The 19,348-nt window shown below is 65.0% G+C and carries 17 protein-coding genes; 7 read left to right on the top strand and 10 right to left on the bottom strand.

What is annotated here, in order from left to right; all coding sequences use genetic code 11:
- Nucleotides 1–42: 42 nt before the first annotated feature.
- Complete coding sequence (locus MLD63_RS09080) at nt 43–1,209, top strand: M20 aminoacylase family protein (RefSeq protein WP_255329594.1); 1,167 nt, start codon at nt 43–45, stop codon at nt 1,207–1,209.
- A gap of 51 nt (nt 1,210–1,260) precedes the next feature.
- On the opposite strand, the gene MLD63_RS09075 is transcribed toward MLD63_RS09080, so the two are convergent.
- From MLD63_RS09075 to MLD63_RS09060, 4 genes are read right to left on the bottom strand one after another with little or no spacing between them, the layout of a single operon-like run.
- Nucleotides 1,261–2,340, bottom strand: a complete 1,080-nt coding sequence (locus tag MLD63_RS09075; protein WP_255329593.1) for a BMP family ABC transporter substrate-binding protein — start codon at nt 2,338–2,340, stop codon at nt 1,261–1,263.
- Between the two features lie 30 nt (nt 2,341–2,370).
- Complete coding sequence (locus MLD63_RS09070; RefSeq protein ID WP_255329592.1) at nt 2,371–3,258, bottom strand: ABC transporter permease; 888 nt, start codon at nt 3,256–3,258, stop codon at nt 2,371–2,373.
- Nucleotides 3,255–4,331: an ABC transporter permease gene (locus MLD63_RS09065; RefSeq protein WP_255329591.1), complete on the bottom strand. Its 1,077-nt coding sequence runs from the start codon at nt 4,329–4,331 to the stop codon at nt 3,255–3,257. Before MLD63_RS09065 ends, MLD63_RS09070 begins: the two co-directional genes overlap by 4 nt.
- Entirely contained in the window at nt 4,328–5,848 is a 1,521-nt protein-coding gene (locus tag MLD63_RS09060) for an ABC transporter ATP-binding protein (RefSeq protein WP_255329590.1), read from the bottom strand. Before MLD63_RS09060 ends, MLD63_RS09065 begins: the two co-directional genes overlap by 4 nt.
- A gap of 93 nt (nt 5,849–5,941) precedes the next feature.
- On the opposite strand from MLD63_RS09060, the gene dnaE reads away from it, so the two are divergent.
- Nucleotides 5,942–9,415, top strand: a complete 3,474-nt coding sequence (gene dnaE / locus MLD63_RS09055; protein ID WP_255329589.1) for a DNA polymerase III subunit alpha — start codon at nt 5,942–5,944, stop codon at nt 9,413–9,415.
- Nucleotides 9,416–9,421: 6 nt separating this feature from the next.
- On the opposite strand, the gene MLD63_RS09050 is transcribed toward dnaE, so the two are convergent.
- The 6 genes from MLD63_RS09050 to MLD63_RS09025 are packed head-to-tail and all read right to left on the bottom strand — an operon-like array spanning nt 9,422 to nt 15,475.
- Entirely contained in the window at nt 9,422–9,832 is a 411-nt protein-coding gene (locus MLD63_RS09050; RefSeq protein WP_255329587.1) for a Na+/H+ antiporter subunit G, read from the bottom strand.
- 12 nt (nt 9,833–9,844) lie between these two features.
- Entirely contained in the window at nt 9,845–10,114 is a 270-nt protein-coding gene (locus MLD63_RS09045) for a K+/H+ antiporter subunit F (protein ID WP_255329586.1), read from the bottom strand.
- The gene (locus MLD63_RS09040) at nt 10,111–10,602 is read right to left on the bottom strand and encodes a Na+/H+ antiporter subunit E (protein WP_255329966.1); all 492 of its coding nucleotides are present in this window, start codon (nt 10,600–10,602) and stop codon (nt 10,111–10,113) included. The genes MLD63_RS09045 and MLD63_RS09040 overlap by 4 nt, the downstream gene beginning before the upstream one ends.
- Entirely contained in the window at nt 10,602–12,203 is a 1,602-nt protein-coding gene (locus tag MLD63_RS09035; RefSeq protein WP_255329585.1) for a monovalent cation/H+ antiporter subunit D, read from the bottom strand. Before MLD63_RS09035 ends, MLD63_RS09040 begins: the two co-directional genes overlap by 1 nt.
- Nucleotides 12,200–12,634, bottom strand: coding sequence for a Na+/H+ antiporter subunit C (locus MLD63_RS09030; protein WP_255329584.1), 435 nt, complete (start codon nt 12,632–12,634; stop codon nt 12,200–12,202). The genes MLD63_RS09035 and MLD63_RS09030 overlap by 4 nt, the downstream gene beginning before the upstream one ends.
- A complete protein-coding gene (locus MLD63_RS09025) occupies nt 12,635–15,475 on the bottom strand; it encodes a monovalent cation/H+ antiporter subunit A (protein WP_255329583.1) in 2,841 nt (946 codons plus the stop codon). It abuts the gene before it with no gap.
- Between the two features lie 380 nt (nt 15,476–15,855).
- On the opposite strand from MLD63_RS09025, the gene ruvC reads away from it, so the two are divergent.
- The 5 genes from ruvC to MLD63_RS09000 are packed head-to-tail and all read left to right on the top strand — an operon-like array spanning nt 15,856 to nt 19,340.
- Nucleotides 15,856–16,350 carry a crossover junction endodeoxyribonuclease RuvC gene (gene ruvC, locus MLD63_RS09020; protein ID WP_255329965.1) on the top strand — a complete coding sequence of 165 codons (495 nt, stop codon included), beginning with the start codon at nt 15,856–15,858 and terminating at the stop codon, nt 16,348–16,350.
- Entirely contained in the window at nt 16,347–17,027 is a 681-nt protein-coding gene (gene ruvA / locus MLD63_RS09015) for a Holliday junction branch migration protein RuvA (protein WP_255329582.1), read from the top strand. Before ruvC ends, ruvA begins: the two co-directional genes overlap by 4 nt.
- A 3-nt stretch (nt 17,028–17,030) precedes the next feature.
- Nucleotides 17,031–17,909 carry a M48 family metalloprotease gene (locus MLD63_RS09010; RefSeq protein WP_255329581.1) on the top strand — a complete coding sequence of 293 codons (879 nt, stop codon included), beginning with the start codon at nt 17,031–17,033 and terminating at the stop codon, nt 17,907–17,909.
- Nucleotides 17,906–18,937 (top strand): Holliday junction branch migration DNA helicase RuvB, encoded by a 1,032-nt coding sequence (gene ruvB / locus MLD63_RS09005; RefSeq protein WP_255329580.1) that lies wholly within the window; start codon nt 17,906–17,908, stop codon nt 18,935–18,937. The genes MLD63_RS09010 and ruvB overlap by 4 nt, the downstream gene beginning before the upstream one ends.
- Nucleotides 18,930–19,340 carry a PaaI family thioesterase gene (locus tag MLD63_RS09000; RefSeq protein WP_255329579.1) on the top strand — a complete coding sequence of 137 codons (411 nt, stop codon included), beginning with the start codon at nt 18,930–18,932 and terminating at the stop codon, nt 19,338–19,340. Before ruvB ends, MLD63_RS09000 begins: the two co-directional genes overlap by 8 nt.
- Nucleotides 19,341–19,348: the final 8 nt, after the last annotated feature.

The raw sequence follows: 19,348 nt of genomic DNA, 5'->3' as shown, positions 1-19,348 counted from the left end.
CCCGGATGGGCCTAGGCTTTCGCGCAGAACAGGAGTGGACCCATGCCCGTCAAGAACCGTTTCGCCGAATTGCTGCCCGAGATCACCGAGTGGCGACAGGACTTCCACCGCCATCCCGAACTGCTCTACGACGTCCACCGGACCGCCGGCCGCGTCGCCGAACTCCTGCGCGATTTCGGCTGTGACGAGGTGGTCGAAGGCATCGGCCAGACCGGTGTCGTCGGCGTCATCAAGGGCAAGTCCGACAGCAAGGGCCGCGTGATCGGCCTGCGCGCCGACATGGACGCGCTGCCCATCACCGAACAGACCGGGCTCGATTATGCCTCTGAAACCAAGGGAAAAATGCATGCCTGCGGCCATGACGGCCACACCGCGATGCTGCTCGGCGCCGCCAAGTACCTGGCCGAGACGCGCAATTTCGACGGCACCGCCATCGTCATCTTCCAGCCGGCCGAGGAGGGCGGTGCAGGCGGCGACGCGATGATCCGCGACGGTCTCGCCGACCGCTGGGGCGTGCAGGAATTCTACGGCATGCACAACATGCCCGGCATCCCCGTGGGCAGCTTCGCCATCCGCGAAGGCGGCATCATGGCCGCCGCCGACCAGTGGGACATTACCGTCACCGGCAAGGGCGGCCATGCCGCGAAACCCCACGAATGCATCGACACCGTGGTCGTCGCCTCGCAGATCATCATCGCACTCCAGTCGATCGTTTCGCGCAACATCGACCCGCTGAAGAACGCCGTCGTCTCCGCCTGCGTCGTGGAAACCGATTCCACCGCCCACAACGTCATCCCCCAGGTCGTGAAGATCAAGGGAACCGCCCGCAGCCTCGATCCCGGCGTCCAGGATCAGCTGGAAGAAGGTATTGAACGCGTTGCGAAAAACGTCGCCGCCGCTTTCGGCGCCAAGGCCGACGTGAACTATGAACGCGGCTATCCGGTGACCGTGAACCACCCGGATGAAACCGGCCACGCCGTCGCCGTCGCCCGGGGAATCAGCCCTGACGTCGACACCGACGTCGCCCCCATGATGGGCGGCGAGGATTTCAGCTTCATGCTCAACACCCGCCCCGGCGCCTACATCTTCGTCGGCAACGGCGACACCGCGATGGTCCACCACCCGGCCTACAATTTCAGCGACGAGGCGATCCCCTTCGGCTCAAGCTGGTATGCCGGCATGGTCGAGGCGCGGATGCCCGCCGCGTGAACGAAAAGGGCCGGCCCCGAAGGACCGGCCCAAACCGCAAGACGCCGGATTTTACTGCGGAATCTGCGCGGTGATCCCTTCGACGAAGAAGTTCATCCCGGACAGATCCTCGTCGCTCGCCGTCTCGCCCTCGGCCAGCCAGGCGGTGCCGTCAGCCTTGTTCAGCGGGCCGGTGAACGGGTGATACTCGCCCGAGGCGATGGCGTCCTTGAGCGCCAGCGCCTCTTCCTTGACCTCGGCAGGCACGGCCTCGGTGATCTCGCCGATCTCGACCTCGCCTTCCGCAATCCCGGCCCAGGTGGCCTTGGATTCCCAGGTTCCGTCCAGCACCGCGCCGACACGCTCGATGTAATAGGGCGCCCAGTTGTCGATGATGGACGACACCCGCGGCGAGGGCGCAAAGTTCGCCATGTCGCTGGCCTGCCCGAAGCCGATCGCGCCGGCTTCCTGCAGCTTGGCCATCGGCGCAGTCGAGTCGGTGTGCTGCAGGATCACGTCCACACCCTCGGCCAGCAGCGCTGCCGCCGCATCAGCCTCTTTCGCCGGGTCGAACCAGGAATAGGCCCAGACGACGCGCATCTCGACGTCGGGATTCACCTTCTTGGCGTGGATGTAGCTGGAATTGATGCCCTGGATGACTTCGGGGATCGGGAAGCTGCCGATATAGCCGATCTTGTTCGACTCCGTCATCCGACCCGCGATCGTGCCCATCACCGCGCGGCCTTCGTAGAAGCGCGCGTCATAGGTGGCGACGTTGTCGGCGCGCTTGTAGCCGGTGGCGTGCTCGAACTTCACGTCCGGGAATTTCTGCGCGACGTTGATGGTCGCGTCCATGAAGCCGAAGCTGGTGGTGAAGATCAGCGTGTTGCCGGCCAGCGCCAGCTGGGTGATCGCGCGTTCGGCATCCGCGCCTTCTGGCACGCTTTCGATGAAGGTGGTTTCCACGCGGTCCCCGAATTCCGCCTCGACCGCCTGCCGACCCAGATCGTGCTGGTAGGTCCAGCCGCCGTCGCCCACCGGGCCGACATAGATGAAGCCGACCTTCAGCGGCTCGTCCTGGGCAAAGGCGGGGGCAGCCAGCGTGACGGCCGACAGCGCGGCGACGCTGGCGATCAGTTCTCTGCGATTCATGGGTTCTCTCTCCTGTTGTAGGTCTGCGTCTCAGCGCAGCGCGTGGAAATTCTGGCCCAGCGAGCCGGGCGCGCCCAGCCCCGCGCGCCGGCTGAATTTCTGCCGGGCCGAGATCAGGGTCAGGACGATGATCGTGGCAAGATAGGGCGCCATCGACAGAAGCTGGACGGGCACCGCGACGCCGGCGGCCTGCAGGCGCAGCTGAAGCGCGGTGACGCCGCCGAACAACCACGCGCCGGCCAACACGCCGGGCGCGGTCCAGTTGGAAAAGACGACGATGGCCAGCGCGATCCATCCCGCGCCTGCAGTCATCCCTTCTGTCCATTGCAGCACGATCGCGATCGAGATGAAGGCGCCGCCAATGCCCGCCATCGCGCCACCGAAGGCGATGGCCGCGATGCGCACGCGGCGGACCGGATGGCCGAGGCCATGGGCCGCGTCGTGATTTTCGCCCACGCCTCGCAGGATCAGGCCGGGCCGGGTGCGGTTGAGGAAGAACCAGATCGCCGCGACAGCCACGAACCCGATCCAGACCATCCAGTTTAGGCCCATCGGTCCCGCCATCATCGCTGGCGCCTTGACCCCTTCGTAGGATTTCCCGAACAACGCGGCGAGGCCGAGGCCGAACAGAGTCAGCGCAAGGCCGGATGCGACCTGATTGGCCAGCAGAAATTGCGTGAGCAGTGCGAAGACCATCGACACGGCCGCGCCGGCCGCGGCTGCGGCGACGAAGCCCATGGCCGGGCTGCCGGTCGCCACGGCTGCGGCGAAACCGGCCAACGCGCCGACGATCATCATCCCCTCGACGCCGAGGTTCAGAACGCCTGCGCGTTCGACCACAAGCTCGCCCAATGCGGCGTAGAGGATCGGCGTCGCGGCGATCAGCAGGGCGGGGATCAGGGTCGTCAGATCGATCATGCAGTGATCCTTCGTTCCACTCTGAACCGGGTCAGCAAGTCGAAGCCCAGCAGAAAGAACAGCAGCATTCCCTGAAAGACTTGCACAGTCGCGGCGGGAAGCTGCATGGTCAGCTGCGCCAGCTCGCCCCCGATATAGGTCAGCGCCAGAAGCAGTCCTGCCAACAGGATGCCGAACGGGTTCAGACGTCCCAGAAAGGCCACGATGATCGCGGTAAAGCCGTAGCCAGATCCGAAACTGTCGGTGATCTGCCCCGCAGGTCCCGCAACCTCGAACAGCCCCGCCATGCCCGCAAGCGCGCCGGAAAGACCCAGGCAGAAGGCGACCAGCGCTTCGGGGCGCACACCCGCAAAGCGCGCGGCACGTGGGGCGAGACCGGCGGCGCGGATATGCAGCCCGCGGATATGGCGGCTCATCAGCACCCAGGTTGCCAGCACGGCCAGCGCGGCGGCGAACACGCCCCAATGGGCGCCGGTGCCCGCGATCAGTTCGGGGTTTGCTGCCGAGGGATATTGCTGCAGGTTGCGCGAACCAGGGAAGCCGAACCCTTCGGGGTTCTTCATCGGACCGAAGGCCATCCAGGCCGCGCAACGTTCCGCGACATAGACGAGCATCAGTGAAACGAGGATCTCGGACGCGCCGAAGCTGTTGCGCAGCAGGGCGGGAATCATGCCCCAAGCCCATCCGCCGGCGGCACCAGCCGCAATCATGGCTGGAAACAGCCACCAATGCTCGCCCGGATAAGCCGCCAACGCGACGCCCGCACCACAGAGGCCGCCGATGATGTATTGCCCCTCGGCGCCGATGTTCCAGATCCCGGCGCGGAAGCCGACGGCAAGTCCCGACGCGATCAGGATCAGCGGCCCTGCCTTGACCAGCAGTTGCGGACGGGAATAGGCGGCGGCCTGCCCGAACAGCGGGTCCCAGAAGATCGTGCGGATCGCGGCCAGCGGGTCGTAGCCCATCACCGCGAACAGCAGGCCACCCGCGATCATCGTTGCCAGCACGGCCAAGATCGGCGTCGCGACCTGCCAGACCGGCGCGGTCTCGGTGCGGGGGACCAGCCGGATCATGCCTGCGCGGCCTCCATCCCGTGGGCGCCGCCCAGCATGAGCCCGATCTCATCGAGGCTCAGCCCCTCTGTCGGGCGTGGGGCGGACAGGCGGCCCTCGTTCAGCGCGCAGAAGCGATCGGACAGTTCCAGCAATTCGTCGAGGTCCTGGCTGATCACGATAACGCCGGCCCCTGCGCGCGCCAGATCCAGCAGCGACTGGCGCACAGCCGCCGCCGCCCCGGCATCCACGCCCCAGGTTGGCTGGTTCACGACCAGCACGCGCGGGGCCTGCAACACCTCGCGACCGATCACGAATTTCTGCAGGTTACCGCCAGAAAGCGCCCGTGCGGCGGTGCCGGGGCCAGGCGTACGAACGTCAAAATTGGCGATCACGGCTTCGGCGTAGCGGCGCGCGGCGGGTCGGTCGATCATCCCGTGTCGCACCAATCCCTTGCGCCCGCCTGCGGTCAGCAACGTGTTTTCGGACAGGCTAAAATCAGGCACGGCGGCATGGCCCAGCCGATCCTCGGGCGCGGCGAGAAGCCCTGCCTCGCGGCGCGCCTCGGGTCCGGCGCGCGACAGGTCGCGCCCCTCCAGCGTCACGCTGCCCGGCGCGCTCAGGCTTTCGCCCGACAGCGCGGCCAGCAATTCCTCTTGCCCATTGCCCGCGACGCCGCCGATGCCCAGGATCTCACCCGCACGGACCGACAGCGAGACATCCTTCAGCGACGTGCCCTCGGCGCTGGACGCGGCCATGGTCAGGCCGCGCAGGTCCAGCAGGACCGTACCCGCCGATCGCCCCGTGCGGTCGATCTCGCGCATCTGGCCGCCGACCATCATCGCCGCCAGTTCGCGGGCGGAGTGCGCCCGCGGATCACAGCTATCCACCACCCTCCCGCCGCGCAGGATCGTCGCGCGGTCGCAGTGGCTGCGGATCTCTTCCAGCTTGTGGCTGATATACAGGATCGCGCGTCCCTGACCGGCCAACGTTCTGAGCGTCGCAAACAGCAGCTCTGTCTCCTGCGGGGTCAGGACCGAGGTTGGCTCGTCCATGATCAGCAGCTTCGGATTCTGCAGCAGGCAGCGGATGATCTCGACCCGTTGCCGCTCGCCCGCGGACAGGGTGACGATGCGGCGGGCGGGATTCAGCGGCAAGCCGAATTCGGTGCTGACTTGGGTGATGCGCGCCGCCAGATCGCGCCGGGGCGGCGGGTTCTCCATCCCCAGGGCGATATTCTCGGCGACCGTCAGCGCGTCGAACAGGCTGAAATGCTGGAATACCATGGCGACGCCCGCGGCCCGCGCCGCGCGCGGATCGCTGGGCCGGTGCGGCTGACCCATCAGCTCCATCCGGCCGTCGTCGGGCTGGACGAGGCCGTAGATCATCTTCACCAAAGTGGATTTTCCGGCGCCGTTTTCGCCCAGCAGCGCGTGGATCTCGCCTTCGCGGACATCGAACGACACGTCGTCGTTGGCGCGCACGCCGGGATAGGATTTCCCGATCCCCTCGGCGCGAAAGACGATGCCTGCGTTCAAATTTGTCCCCTTGGTCAAACCGTTCCATGCATAGACCGGAAATCGCGCGGCAGGCAATTGCACAGTTCGGCAGGTCGGGGATAGTGTCGCGCCATGCCTGAAAATCTGCCGCGATTCATTCATCTCCGCACGCATTCCGAGCATTCCTTGCTGGAAGGCGCCGTCCACGCAGCCAAGCTGCCGAAACTGGCGGCCAAGATGGGCATGCCCGCCGTCGCGCTGACCGACACCAACGCCATGTTCGCCGCGCTGGAATTCAGCGTGAAGGCGATGGAGGCTGGCGTTCAGCCGATCGTCGGTTGCCAGCTGACGCTGGACGTCGCGGGCCAGCGCGGCCCTGTCGTGGCGCTGGCGCAGGACGAGGCGGGCTGGATGAATCTGATGGGTCTGTCGTCCCGCCTGTATCTGCGCGAGGGCGGCGATCTGCAACACGTCACGCTGGACGAATTGTGCGAAGCGTCCGCGGGCGTCATCCTGCTGAGCGGAGGTCCCGATGGTGTTCTTGCGCGGCTGACGGCGCAGGCCAAGCGCCCGGATGCCGAAACGCTGGCAACGCGGCTGGCAGAGGCGTTTTCGAACCGGTTCTACATCGAGCTGCAGCGTCATCCGGGCGAAGGCGGCGTGCTGCCGGCATCCGAGGCTGGCTCCGAAGCCGGTCTGGTCCGGCTTGCCTACGATCTGGACCTGCCGCTTGTGGCGACCAATGATGTCTATTTCCCTGAAACCAGCATGTACGAGGCGCATGACGCGCTGATCTGCATTGCGGAAAAGACCTATATCGACCAGTCCCAACCGCGTCGGCGCCTGACCGATCAGCATTATTTCAAGTCGCCTGACGAGATGGTCGCGCTGTTTTCCGACCTTCCAGAGGCGCTGGAGAACACGGTCGAGATCGCGCAGCGCTGTGCCTTTGCCGCGCCTCGGCGCAACCCGATCCTGCCGCGGTTTGCGGATAACGAGGTCGAGGAACTGCGCCGTCAGGCCCGAGAGGGGTTGGAGGCCCGGCTAGCGGTGATTCCGCATGCGGTCTCGGTCGAGGAGTATCAGGCGCGGCTGGATTTCGAGTTGGGCATCATCGAACAGATGGGTTTTCCCGGCTATTTCCTGATCGTCGCCGACTTCATCAAATGGGCCAAGGATCACGCCATCCCCGTCGGTCCCGGCCGCGGCTCGGGCGCAGGCAGCCTTGTCGCCTACGCACTCACCATCACCGATCTCGATCCCCTGCGTTACAGTCTGCTGTTCGAGCGGTTCCTGAATCCCGAACGTGTCTCGATGCCCGATTTCGACATCGACTTCTGTATGGACCGTCGGGAAGAGGTGATCCGCTACGTACAGGGCAAGTACGGCGCCGAGAAGGTCGGTCAGATCATAACCTTCGGCGCGCTGCTGTCCAAGGCTGCCGTCCGGGACGTCGGCCGAGTGCTGCAGATGCCCTACATGCAGGTCGACCGGCTGTCGAAGATGATCCCGGTCGAGGGCGTGAAGCCCGTCAGCGTGGTGAAGGCGCTGGCCGATGAGCCGCGCCTGCGCGAAGCCGCGCGGGAGGAGGTGGTCGCCCGCCTTCTGGACTACGCGGCCAAGATCGAGGGGCTGTACCGGAATGCCTCGACCCACGCGGCGGGCGTGGTGATCGGCGATCGGCCGCTGGACCGTCTGGTGCCGCTGTATCGTGATCCCGGCTCGGACATGCCGGCGACGCAGTTCAACATGAAATGGGTCGAGCAGGCCGGTCTGGTGAAGTTCGACTTCCTCGGGCTGAAGACGCTGACGGTGATCCAGAACGCGGTCGACCTGATCAACGGCGGCGGCCGGCCGCTGCATGTCGCGGCCGACGGGCGGCAGCTTTATGATCCGCCCGCGGGGACCGAGAACCAGATCAACACCATCCCGCTTGAGGATCCAGCGAGCTACGAGCTGTTCGCCAGCGCGCGCACGGTCGCGGTGTTCCAGGTGGAATCCTCGGGCATGATGGACGCGCTGCGGCGCATGAAGCCCACCTGCATCGAGGATATCGTGGCGCTCGTCGCGCTGTATCGCCCCGGCCCGATGGAAAACATCCCGACCTATTGCGAGGTGAAGAACGGCCTTCGCGACCTGGAATCGATCCATCCCAGCATCGATCATATTCTGGCCGAGACGCAGGGCATCATCGTTTACCAGGAACAGGTGATGGAAATCGCGCAGGTCATGGCCGGCTATACGCTTGGTGGCGCTGACCTGCTGCGCCGGGCGATGGGCAAGAAGATCGCGGCCGAGATGGCCAAGGAGCGCCCGAAGTTCATCAAGGGCAGCATCGCGAACGGCGTCGATGAGAAGAAGGCGGGTGAAGTGTTCGACCTGCTGGAGAAGTTCGCCAATTACGGTTTCAACAAGTCGCACGCCGCAGCCTATGCCGTGGTCAGCTATCAAACGGCCTGGCTGAAGGCGAACCATCCCGTCGAATTCATGGCCGCGGTGATGAACTGCGACATTCACCTGACCGACAAGCTGGCGATCTACAAACGCGAATGCGACCGGATGGGGATCGAAGTCGTCGCACCCTGCGTCAACCGATCCGGCGCGACATTCACCGTGCGCGATGGGCGCATCCATTACGCGCTAGGCGCGTTGAAGGGGGTCGGTGCCGAGGCGATGCGCCTGATCGAGACCGCGCGCGGCGACACGGTATTCACCGACCTTGCGGATTTTGCGCGCCGGGTCGAGATGCGGCGCATCGGCAAGCGCGCGCTCGAGATGCTGGCCCGGGCCGGGGCCTTTGACGTGTTGGAGCCCAGCCGGTCGCGTGTGCTGAAGGCAATTGATGCGCTGACGGCATGGTCTGGCGCGGTGCAGGAGCAGGCGGCCTCGGCCCAGAATTCTCTGTTCGGCGGGGGCGAGGACTTGCCGCCGCCCCGTCCACCGGTGGCGCCGGTCTGGCTGCCCGCCGAAAAGCTGGGGCAGGAGCATCAGGCAGTGGGCTTCTATCTATCGGGTCATCCGCTCGACGATTACCAGCCTGCCTTGCGTCGAAAGAAGGTGCAGACACTCGCCGAAATCCGGTTGGAAGCCGCTCAGGGTCCGATGGTGACCTGGGTTGCGGGTACTGTCGCCGCGCGGCAGGAGCGCAAGTCGGCCAAAGGCACAGCCTACGCCTTCGTCAGCCTGTCCGATCCGACCGGGCTCTATGAGGTGACGGTCTTTTCGGATCTGCTGAACGCCGCGCGCGAACGTCTTGAGCCGGGCCAGAACGTGGTGCTGCAGGTCAAGGTCGAACCCTCGGGCGATGATGTGAAGATGCTGGCCAACAGTGCCGCCGATCTTGAGACATTCGTCGCCGATGCAGGGGCCGGGTGTCTGGCCGTGGAGGTCGCGCAAGCCGACGCGCTGCCACGCGTTGCCGAAACCTTGGCGAAGGTCAAAACCGACATCACCGTGCCGACGCGCTCGCGCGGGCCGGTGCAATTGCGGCTGCGTGACGGACGACGCGTGATCTCCATCGAGATCGATGCGGATGCACCGCTGACAACGCCCGCTCGCCAGGCGCTGCGCGCGGTGCCGGGCGTGCTAGACGTGATCGAGCTTTAGGCCCGATCAGTCTCCGCGCAGCGATTCCGGGTCGTGTTCTTCCTGCAGGGCAGGGGGAATCTTGCCCTCGTCGAACGTGGCCCATTGGCCACCGTTCGGAGGCTGCGGCAGATCCTCGGGCAGCCAGGTCAAATGCAGGTTCGATTTGGCGATCATCAACCCCGTGATCGGCGCGGTCAGGAAGATCAGAATCGTGATCAGCAATTCGTGCCAGCTTGCGTGATGTTCCGACAGCACAAGGAACCAGATCAAAGAAGCGATCAGCACGCCACCGACACCCAGCGTCGCGGCCTTGGTCGGTGCGTGCAGCCGCGTCATCGCGTCGGGCAGCTTGACCAGTCCATAGGACCCGACCAGCCCGAATATTCCGGCGACGACCAGGATGATCGAGATCAGGATTTCGGCAATCAACTCCATGGTCTCAATCCCTCACTCGATGATGTCGCCGCGCAGGATGAACTTGGCGTAGGCCACCGTTGATACGAACCCGACCAGCGCGAAGAGCAGTGTTGCCTCGAAGTAGACGGCGGTGTCGTAGAAGATCCCGAAGAGCGTGATCAGTGCGATCATGTTGATGGTCATCGTGTCCAGCGCCAGCACGCGATCGGCGACACCCGGGGCGAAGACCACGCGATAAAGGCACAGGAGCTGGCCGACGCCGAAGCAGAGCGATGCGAAGATGAGGGCGCTGCTGATCATTCGAAAATCTCCACCAGCCGTTGTTCGTAGCGCGCCTTGATGTCGTCGCGGACCGCATCGGGGTCCGGCGCATGAAGACAGTGAACCAACAAGGCGTGCCCGTCCTCGCTGCAATCGCAACTGACCGTTCCCGGTGTCAGGGTGATCGTTCCGGCAAGCACGGTGATCGCCTCTGGCGATTTCAGGCGCAGTGGAATCACGATGAAGGCGGGGCGCAGATCCTTGTTGGGCAGGAACAGCACGATCCTTGCCACCTGCACGTTGGCCACGACGATGTCCCAGATCACCATGCCGATATAGGACAGGATCCGGCCCAGCCCGCTGACCCGCGGGCGATCGGGCCAGTATGGCGCGGTCAGCAGCGGAACCGTGATGCCGATGATCACGGCAAAAACCAGCGAGCCCCAGGCGAACCGGTTGACCAGCAGCATCCAGATCAGCACCAGAAGTGCCGACAGAAGCGGGTGCGGAAACAGGCGGCGAAGGATCATGGCCGGGCCCCTTCCTGCTGTTCGATGACCGATTCGATATAAAGCTGCGGCGTCAGCATCTGCGTCGTCGTGTCGCTGAGATACTGCGTCACCGGACCTGCTGCCAGCGTCAGCATCGCCAGGCATCCGAGCAGCATGAAGACCGAGGTGAAGGCAAGGCCGGGCGACGCGGAATCCGCCACGTCCTGGATCTGTTCATCCGTATCCAGTTTGGTCGGGATCGGGCCCGGCGCGGGGCGTGGGCCTTCGTCGGTATCATTGCCGGGCTCGGGATCCAGCGTGTGCGATTTCCAGAACAGCATCGAGCCCGCGCGGCCGAAACCCACGATGGCGAAGAGCGAGGTGATCAGGATCGTTCCCCAGATCCAGCCCATCCACGGATCTTCCGCAGTCGCGTCAAGGATAAGCAGTTTGCCGATGAAGCCGGAAAGGGGCGGCAGGCCAGCGATGGCGATCGCGGTAGTGAAGAACAGGGCTGACACGATTCCCGTGTTCTTGATCGCAGGCCGCAGCCGCAGCCAGACATCGCCGCCGCGCCGCGCCGCGATCAGGTCGACCACCAGGAACAGCGCGCCCGTCGCGAGTGTCGAGTGGATCATATAGTAAAGACCCGCGCTCAGGCCTTCGGGCGAGAAGCGCGCCACCGAGATCATCAGCGTCCCGATCGAGGCGATCGCTGCATAGGCCGCCATCCGGGTCAGACTTCGCGTTCCAGCGACCGCGATCTGGCCAAGTGCCAGCGTGAAGAGCGCGGCGGGAAGCAGCAGGTCGGTGGCGATCGTCTCGACGACCGAGTCCTGCGGGAAGACGAGCGTAAAGAAGCGGATGATCGCGTAGACGCCGACCTTGGACATGATGGCGAACAGCGCCGCTGTGGGACCGGGGGCGTTGGCGTAGGTCGAGGGCAGCCAGAAATGCAGCGGGAAGATCGCAGCCTTGACCGCGAAGACCAGCATCAGCAGGACCGCGCCCGTGCGCAATAGGGCGGTATCGTCCGGGCTCATCTCGGCCACGCGGAGCGCAAGGTCGGCCATGTTGAGCGTGCCCGTCGCCGCGTAGATCGCGCCGAGCGCGCCCAGGAACAGCGTCGAGCCGGCAAGGTTGTAAGCGATGTACTGAACGCCCGCGCGCAGGCGCATCGGGCCGCCGCCATGAATCATCAGACCATAGCTAGCGATCAGCAGAACCTCGAAGAACACGAACAGGTTGAACGCATCCCCGGTCAGGAAGGCTCCGCCGATACCCATCAACTGGAATTGCCACAGCGCGTGGAAGTGCCAGCCCTTGCGGTCCCAGCCCGAGCCGAAAGCGTAAAGCTGCACGACCAGCGCCAGGATCGATGTCAGCGTCAGCATAATCGCCGCCAGCCGGTCCAACATCAGGACGATGCCGAACGGCGCGCGCCAGTTACCCAGGCGATAGACGCGCACATCCCCGTCGGAAGCCAGCCACAACAGGTAGATCGACACGAATAGCAGCAGGCCTGTCGCGATCAGCCCGAAGACGCGCTGCAGGAACAGATCGTGCCGCATCCACAGGATGATCAGGGCGCCCATCAGCGCGGGCAGAAGGACGGGGGCAATGATCCAGTGGTTCACGATCCCACCTCGTTGCCGACGGGCTGCGATTTCGCGGGCTGGGCGACGCTGTCGCGTGCCTCTTCGTCTTCGACCGTGCGCAGATCGGGCATGATCCGATCATCGTCCGGCATGTCGATGCGGTCGTCCCCGCCTTCGATGAAGGCGCCGAGCGCCATCATCACGACGACCGCCGTCATGCCGAAGCTGATCACGATCGCGGTAAGGACCAGCGCCTGCGGCAGCGGGTCGGTGTAGGTCGGGTTTTCCGCATAATTGTCGAGGATCGGCGCGGCACCGATGACCAGACGTCCGGTCGAGAACAGGAACACGTTGATCGCGTAGGACAGCATGGTCATGCCAAGGACGACCGCGAAGGTGCGGATCCGCAGGATCAGATAGACGCCGGCGGCGGTCATCGCGCCGATGGCCGAGGCGACAAGGATTTCCATTCAGACCTCCGCCTCCCTGCGGTTTTTCGGATCGCTGTCCATCGGGTCGACATTGACGGTCTGTCCGGCATGACGGGCGATGCGGCTCAGCGAGTTCAGCGCCAGCATCACGGCGCCCAGAACGCACAGGAACACGCCAAGGTCGAAACCCATCGCGGTCGCCAGTTCGAACTCTTCCAGCAGTGGCAGCTTGAAGTAGCCATAATCCGACGTCAGGAACGGACGCCCGTTGAACCATGCGCCGACACCGGTGACAGCGGCGGCGACGACGCCTGCGCCGATCAGCGCATGATAGGGCAGACGCTGGCGCCTCTGCGTCCAGGCAAAGCCCGACGCCATGTACTGCATCAGCAGCGCGATGGCGACGACGAGGCCGGCGACGAAGCCGCCACCCGGTTCGTTGTGTCCACGCAGGAAGATGTAGATGCCAACAACCAGTGCGACAGGAAGGACCAGCCGCGTCGCGACGACCAGCATCAACGGATGGCGATCGCCCGCCCGGCGCTGTTCGGTCACCCAGTTGCGCAACCGGCGCGAGGATTTGCCCTGTAGAAGCGTTTCTGTCAGCGCAAAGATGACCAGCGCGGCGATCCCGAGAACGGTGATCTCGCCAAACGTGTCATAGCCGCGGAAATCGACGAGGATCACGTTGACGACGTTCGTGCCGCCGCCCTGTTTGTAGCTGTTCTCCAGCATGTATCCGGAAATCGGATCGGCGCCGAAGTCGCGCCGCATCATCGCGTAGGCGAGCGTCCCGAAACCGATGCCCGTCAGCGCGGCGATGAACGCATCGGTCCCGCGACGGCGGTCGGTGGTCTCGAACAGCGTGCGCTTGGGCAGGAAGTTCAGCGCAAGAAGCAGCAGGATGATGGTAACGACCTCGACCGAAATCTGGGTCAACGCGAGATCCGGGGCCGACATGTAGGCGAAGCCGACCGACACGATCAGACCGACGATGCCGACCAGGACCAGCGCCAGCAGGCGGCGGCGGTGGAAGGTGACCATGCAACCGGTGGCGACGATCAGCATGAACCAGGCGATCAGCGGCACGGGCTCGACAGGAAGCATCGGGCGGGTGATCGGACCGGCCGATCCCGTCGACCAGGCCAATGCGCCACAGAACACCACGGTCACGGTCAGCGCGGCGAGTGCCCGGCCCATCGAGCCGTTGGTGATCCGGTCCGTGAGCCAGCCGCAGAGCCTGCCGAAGTTGAGGATGGTGGCATCGAACATCGCCTTCGCCTCGGGGCGGGGGGCGGCGTCCCATGCTGCCAGCAACGGCCGATGAAGACCCAGAAGGACGGCGCCGCCCGCGATGGCGATGATCGACATGATCAGCGCGGCGTTGACCCCGTGCCACAGGTAGATGTGCGATTCCTGCGCGACGCCGGTGACGGCCGTCGCCGAGGCATCGACGAGCCAGCCGGCCGTCGTGTTGGGGAACAGGCCGATCAGCACCACCAGCACGGCGAGGAAGCCCGGCGCGACCCAAAGGCCCAAGCCGGGATCATGTGGCTTGTGGGGATACTCGTCGCGCTGCGGGCCAAGGAAGACATGCGCGATGAAGCGCAGCGAATAGCAGACCGAGAACAACGCGGCGAGCGTCGCGAGGACCATGAAGGTCTGCCGCATCGCGTCGAGATGATCGACTTCGTAGAGCATCATCTCTTTCGACAGGAAACCGTTCAGGGGCGGGATGCCGGCCATCGACAGCGCCGCGATCGTCCCGATCACGAAGGTGATGGGCATCAGCTTGCGCAAACCTCCCAGCAGCCTGATGGAACGCGTGCCGGCTTCGTGGTCGATGATGCCCGCCGTCATGAACAGCGCGGCCTTGAACGTCGCGTGGTTGATGATGTGGAAGACGGCGGCGATTGCCGCGGCCTCGGTCCCGAAGCCCAGAAGCATCGTGATCAGGCCCAGATGGCTGACCGTCGAGAAGGCCAGAAGACCCTTCAGATCATCCTTGAAGACCGCGATGAACGCGCCGAGCAGCATCGTGATGAGCCCGGTGATCGACACGATGTAAAACCATTCGGGGGTGCCCGACAGCGCCGGCCACAGCCTTGCCATCAGAAACAGCCCCGCCTTCACCATCGTCGCGCTGTGAAGATAGGCCGAAACCGGCGTGGGCGCGGCCATCGCGTGCGGCAGCCAGAAGTGGAACGGGAACTGCGCCGACTTGGTGAAAGCCCCGATCAGGATCAGCACCAGCGCGGTCGTATACCAGGGCGAGGCCTGGATCACGTCGCGCGACGCCAGGATCTCGCTGATCTCGTAGCTGCCTGCGATCTGGCCCAGGATCAGCATGCCAGCAATCATCGCCAGACCGCCGGCGCCGGTCACGGTCAGTGCCATCCGTGCACCTTGCCGCCCTTCGGGCAGATGGCGCCAGTAGCCGATCAGCAGGAAGGAGGACAGCGACGTCAGCTCCCAGAAGATCAGCAGGAACAGGATGTTGTCGCACAGCACGATGCCCGTCATCGCGCCCTGGAACAGCATCAGGTAGGTGTAGAACTTGCCGATCGGATCGGTGCGCGACAGGTAGTGACGCGCATAGAGGATGATCAGAAGCCCGATACCAAGGATCAGCGTGCCGAACAGCAGTGCCAGACCATCGATGCGGAACTGTGCGTTCAAACCGATCTGGGGCAGCCAGTCGAACCCTGCGGTGACGACCTCGCCGCGCATGATGGCGGGGATGTGGACCCACAGCCCGATCAGCGCCAGTGCCGTTGCCGTCCCGCAGGCGAAGGCGGCGACGTTTCGCCCTGACCGGATCAGAAGCCCTGGAAGCAGAGCACCGGCGAAGGGCAGCAGAGCAATGAGGGCTGGCGACATGGCGGCGTCTTCCCGGTTGGGTCTGCGACATAGGGCGTAAACGTTTTTTGCGGAACGACTTGCGGTAAGTCAACCCGAACCGGCACCGTTCCTGACGCGTGAAATCCCTTGGCGAGAGTGTCAGTTCATCACGAATGCGTGGGATACCAAATACCAAAAATCGGACGCGGACAAGCAAATCTCCTCCGTTTTTTGTTCTCTTCCAAACGAGGCGTCGGAAACTGCCTACTTTGGGCTGACAGTCGTCACGCGGACGGTTCGGTCAGCCTTGCTAAGCTCCGGACGTGCGCCTGTCCGCGACCCCTCTATGCGATGTTCGCCTTTCGTGCTAACACTCGAAAAAATTCGCGCAAAATGCGCAGCGAAGAATGAGGGCAGTCATGCAGGTCTTGGGGATCGATCCCGGCTTGAGGAATATGGGCTGGGGTATTGTCGCGGTCGACGGCCCCCGCCTTCGGCATGTCGCGAACGGAGTCATTACCCCTGAAGGCACGGATCTTGGCGCGCGACTGGTGACCCTCTACCGCGGCCTCTGCGCCGTCATCGCGGCGCACGGACCCGATCAGGCGGCGGTGGAACAGACATTCGTCAACAAGGATGCCGTCGGCACGCTGAAACTGGGTCAGGCGCGCGGTATCGCGCTGCTGGCCCCCGCCGAAGCGGGGCTGAGCGTCGGCGAATACGCCCCAAACGCGGTCAAGAAAGCGGTGGTCGGCGTGGGACACGCAGCGAAGGACCAGATCGCGCATATGGTGCGTTTCCAGTTGCCCGGGGTGGTTTTGGCCGGCCCCGATGCTGCCGACGCGCTGGCTATCGCCATCTGCCATGCGCATCACCTGCAGGGTCGCAGCCTTCGCATCAAGGCCTCGGCATGATCGGTCGTATCGCAGGTGTCATCCTGCATCGAGCCCGCGATCACGTCCTGATCGATGTCCGGGGAGTCGGCTATCTGGTCCATGTGAGCGAGCGTACCGCCGCCGGGCTGCCACCCGCCGGTCAGGCGACCGCCCTTTATACCGACCTTCTGGTGCGAGAGGATCTGCTGCAGCTTTTCGGTTTCCCGTCCATGCTGGAAAAGGAATGGCACCGCCTGCTGACCGGTGTGCAGGGTGTCGGTGCCAAGGTGTCGCTCGCCATTCTTGGCACGCTCGGGCCGGAAGGCCTGGCGCGCGCTATCGCGTTGGGGGATTGGTCGTCGGTCCGCAAGGCGCAGGGGGTCGGCCCGAAACTCGCTCAGCGCGTGGTGCTGGAACTGAAGGACAAGGCGCCCGCCGTCATGGCGATCGGTGGCAATCTGACGGTCGAGACGGAGAGTGCCGCCGTCATCGAGGATGATGCGCCCGAGACACCACCCACGGCGCCGCGTCCGCGATCATCGACCGCGCAACAAGGCGCGCAAGCGGCGTCTGACGCACTGTCGGCGCTTGCCAATCTGGGCTACGCTGCGTCCGAAGCAGCGGGCGCCGTGGCGCAGGCTCAGGCCGCGGAACCCGAAGCCGCGACGCCGACGTTGATCCGCGCGGCATTGAGGTCGCTGGCACCGAAGGATTGAAACATGGGCAATACGCGGACCTTCATCCTCATGGCGGCCATGACCGGGCTGGTCATGGCACTTGGCTGGATGCTGGGCGGCCGGGCCGGGGTGATCATGGCGTTCCTGTTCGCAGGACTGGGGAACCTGTGGGCCTTCTGGAACAGCGACAAGATGGTCCTGCGCCAGCAGGGTGCGGTGCAGGTGGATGAGCAGCGTGCACCTGATCTGTATCGCCTGACCGCCACGCTGGCGCAGAACGCTGGCCTGCCGATGCCGAAGCTTTACATCCTGCCGACCGAACAGCCCAACGCCTTCGCGACCGGCCGCAACCCCCAAAACAGCGCTGTCGCAGTGACCCAGGGCCTTCTCTCGAACCTGTCGCGCGACGAGATCGCGGGCGTGATCGCGCACGAACTGGCCCATATCAAGAACCGCGACACGCTGACGATGACCATCACCGCCACGATGGCCGGTGCGATTGCCATGATGGGCAACATGATGCTGTTCACCGGCGGGCGCGAGGGGAGGGGCGGTCTGTTCGGCGGCATCCTTGCCATGATCCTCGCCCCCATGGCCGCTGGCCTGGTGCAGATGGCGATCTCGCGCACCCGCGAGTATGAGGCTGATCGCGAAGGCGCGGCCATCAGCGGGCAGCCACTCGCGCTTGCGGGCGCGCTGGCGAAGATCGCGCAGATGGCCGGCCGTTCTGTCAACATGCCGGCAGAGCGCAATCCTGCTTCGGCCGCCATGTTCATCGTCAATCCGCTGCACGCGCTACGCGCCGACAGGTTGTTCGCGACCCATCCCCCGACGGAAGAGCGGATCGCGCGGTTGCAGGCGCTGGCCGGAACGCCGGGTCCTGCAGCGCGGCAAAGCTCCATCCCGCGCGTCGGCCGATGAGTCAACCCGACCCGAACCTGCGGCCTGAACGGATGGAGGGCGAAGCCGAGGATCGCGCCCTGCGGCCGCAGGCGCTGAGTGAGTTCATCGGTCAGGCCGAGGCACGTGCAAACCTGCGGGTGTTCATCGACAGCGCCCGGATGCGCGGCCAGGCCATGGATCACACGCTGTTCCACGGTCCCCCCGGTCTGGGAAAGACGACGCTGGCGCAAATCATGGCGCGTGAGCTTGGGGTCAACTTCCGAATGACCTCCGGCCCCGTGTTGGCGCGCGCAGGGGATCTGGCCGCGATCCTGACCAATCTTGAAGCACGCGACGTGCTGTTCATCGACGAAATTCACAGGATGAATCCGGCGGTCGAGGAGGTCCTTTATCCCGCGATGGAGGATTTCGAGCTGGATCTGCTGATCGGTGAAGGGCCTGCCGCGCGCACCGTGCGGATCGAACTGCAGCCCTTCACACTGGTTGGCGCGACGACCCGGCTGGGATTGCTGACGACGCCTCTGCGCGACCGCTTCGGCATCCCGACCCGCCTGCAGTTCTACGAGATCGCCGAGCTCGATCAGATCGTGCGGCGCGGCGCGTCCAAGATGGGGATCGCCGCCGAGCTGGAAGGCACGATGGAGATCGCGCGTCGCGCCCGCGGCACCCCGCGGATCGCGGGGCGGTTGCTGCGCCGTGTGATCGACTTCGCGCTGGTCGAAGGCGACGGGAGACTGACGCGCGCGATTGCGGACAGTGCGCTGACACGGCTCGGGGTAGACGATCTGGGCCTCGATGGCGCCGACCGGCGGTATCTCAGCGTGATCGCCGAACATTACGGCGGCGGCCCCGTGGGGGTCGAGACCCTGTCGGCCGCGTTGTCTGAAAGCCGTGACGCGATCGAGGAAGTGATCGAGCCCTACCTGCTGCAACAGGGCCTGATCGCGCGCACCCCTCGCGGCAGGCAACTCGCCGCGCGGGCGTGGCGGCACCTGGGATTGGACGCACCCCGCCTGCCGGATCAGGAACGGCTTTTCGATGACTGATGCCGAGGCCCGCATCCGCGCGAGCTTCGCGCGTCAGTCGATGATGCAGACGCTGGGTGCGGAGTTGGGCGAAGTAGGCGAAGGGCGCGTGACGATCACTGCGCCGATCCTGCCCGGCGCCCTGCAGCAACACGGCGCGGGTCATGCGGGGCTGACCTTTTCCATCGGTGACAGCGCTGCGGGCTACGCTGCGTTGACGACGCTGCCGCAGAGTGCCGAGGTGATGACGGTCGAGATGAAGATCAACCTGATGTCGCCCGCGACGGGCGATCGCCTGGTGGCAGAGGGTCGCGTCATCCGCGCTGGCCGGCGGATCACCGTCGTCGCCGCCGATGTCTGGGCCGAAACCGACGGCACGCGTAAACACATCGCGATGCTGCAGGGGACGATGATCGCCGTGTGACGGCCCGC

The organism is Paracoccus albicereus (assembly GCF_024359525.1).
In the GTDB taxonomy this organism is placed as follows: Bacteria; Pseudomonadota; Alphaproteobacteria; order Rhodobacterales; family Rhodobacteraceae; genus Paracoccus; species Paracoccus albicereus.
The sequence above is the reverse complement of the archived record's forward strand: the minus strand, read 5'-3'. Positions and strand labels throughout refer to the sequence as shown.